Here is a 2,182-nt window from a genome sequence, read left to right as displayed (position 1 = left end):
ATGTGTATAAGAGACAGGATCGGGTCCCTGCTGATGGGTGTTCCCGACGCCGGCCGTCTGCGTTTCGTCGGCCGGGTCGGCACGGGTTTCACCGAGCGCCAGCTGGGCGCCCTGAAGAAGATGCTGGTGCCGCGGGATGCCGGTGAATCACCCTTCGACGCAGCACTTTCCGCTTCGGATGCCAAAGGTGTCACCTTCGTGGAGCCGACGGTGGTGGGCGAGGTGCGCTACAGCGAACGCACCTCCGACGGCCGGCTGCGCCAGCCCAGCTGGCGCGGTCTGCGGCCCGACAAGACGCCGGATGAGGTGGTGAGTGAGGATTGACCGATGCGTTGGGTGACCTATCGAGGCGAAGACGGTGAGCGCACGGGGGTGCTGGACGGCGAGGTGATCCATGCGATGCCGACCGCTGTGACGCTGCTGGAGCTGATCCGGCTCGGCCCGGATGGTCTGCGGGATGCCGGCGAGCGGGTGCTGAAGACGCCCTCGGCGACGGTGCGGGCCGATCAGGTGACGCTGATGGCGCCGATCCCGCGCCCGCCGTCGATCCGCGACAGCCTGTGCTTTTTGGACCACATGCGCAACTGCCTGGCCGCGACCGGTCGGAGCCGCGACCTCGATGACACCTGGTACCGCATTCCGGCGTTCTATTTCGCGTGCCCAGCAACGGTTCTGGGGCCCTACGACGATGCGCCCATGGCGCCTGGCAGCGTCTGCCAGGACTTCGAGCTGGAGGTCGCCGCGATCATCGGCACTTCCGGCGCGAACCTGTCAGTGGATCAAGCCGAGCGAGCCATTATCGGCTACACGATCTTCAACGACTGGTCGGCGCGAGACCTGCAGGCTCAGGAGGGCGTGCTGGCGATCGGGCAGGCCAAGGGCAAGGACAGCGGGGTCACCCTGGGGCCCTACCTGGTCACCCCCGACGAGCTGGAGCCCTACCGCCGCAACGGCAGGCTCAGCCTGCACACCACCGCGATCGTCAACGACGTGATCGTGGGCCTCGGGTCGACCGGGGCCATGGACTGGAGCTTCGGCGAGATCATCAGTTACGCCTCGCGCGGCGTGCCATTGCAACCGGGCGACGTCTTCGGATCCGGCACCGTTCCGACCTGCACCCTGCTTGAGCATCTCGATCCGGCGCTGCCGCAACCCTTTCCGGGTTGGCTGAGTGACGGCGACGTGGTGACCCTGCAGGTACAGGGCCTCGGGGAGGTGCGCCAGACGGTGCGCGCCAGCGCTCCGCCGATACCGCTGGCGGAGCGCCCGCGGCCCCAGATCAGCTAGATCCGGATCACCTTGACGCTGATGGTGGAGGCGTCGCCGTCGGATCCGATGGTCAGCAGTGGGGCATTGGGTGCCGAGGTGACGGTTCCGCCGGTGACCTCCACCATGTAGCCGTTGGGGAAGTGGTTGGCGGGCACGGCGATGGTGGTTTCCGCACCTGCGCCGAACATGCCTGAGCCGTCGGCGCGGTCGGTGGTGTAGCTGAAGTTGAACTCGCCATTGTTGAAGGAGATGCCGGTCGGGGTGCCCGAGATCGCCTGCGGATAGGGCTGAGCCAGGAGGTCGAGCTTGCCCCAGTTGACGTTGTCGCCGGTCGGCGGCAGGTTCGTGTCGTAGATCAGCGCCTGGTCTTCCGGCGACGCGCTGGTGATGTCCTTGCCGGTGTAGGCCCACGCCGCCCAACCGACCAGATTCTGGTTGGAGGCCACCAGGCTGGCATCGATGGTCCCAAGGTTGTTGGTGGCACCGAACTCGCTCAGCCAACCCGGGACGTTGTTCTGCTCCATGTAGTCGTTGGCGTAGCCGAAGACGATGTCGGCGTTCCAGTCGCAACCGAAGCTGGAGCCAGGAATCAGGGAGGTCGTGACGCAGTAGTGGTGGAAGGAGAACACCGAGTTCTCGTCTTCGACTGCGCCCATGTGGGTGGGCACCGGCAGGCTGCCGAACAGCGTGTTGGGCTCGTAGAACACTGTCTTGTTCGGGTCGACCGAGCGGATGGCCGCAGTTATCTGGTCGTAGAACGGGGTCAGCTGCTGGGCGTCGAAGTACGGGTTGCCCAAGATGCTGCCCAGGGCCTGTGAGCCCGCCCACGGCTCGTTCATGATCTCGTAGCCGGCGACGTTCTCGTTGCCCTTGAAGTAGTTGGCGACGGCCTGCCACATGATGCCGTAGTGGT

At 65.9% G+C, this 2,182-nt stretch carries 1 protein-coding gene and 2 pseudogenes; 2 read left to right on the top strand and 1 reads right to left on the bottom strand.

Annotated features, from left to right (window positions below):
• Nucleotides 1-324, top strand: a pseudogene (locus LI94_RS21995) (ATP-dependent DNA ligase); the annotation flags it as partial.
• Between the two features lie 3 nt (nt 325-327).
• A pseudogene (locus tag LI94_RS20920) lies at nt 328-1,275 on the top strand (fumarylacetoacetate hydrolase family protein); the annotation flags it as partial.
• Between the two features lie 8 nt (nt 1,276-1,283).
• Here the strand turns inward: LI94_RS20920 and LI94_RS20915 are convergent.
• Nucleotides 1,284-2,182 (bottom strand): cellulase family glycosylhydrolase (locus LI94_RS20915; protein WP_046302438.1); only part of this gene is annotated, 899 nt, incomplete at its 5' end.

It is taken from the genome of Mycobacterium sp. UM_Kg27, from assembly GCF_000972905.1.
Classification (GTDB): Bacteria; Actinomycetota; Actinomycetes; order Mycobacteriales; family Mycobacteriaceae; genus Mycobacterium.
This window is presented reverse-complemented; position numbering and strand designations above follow the sequence as displayed.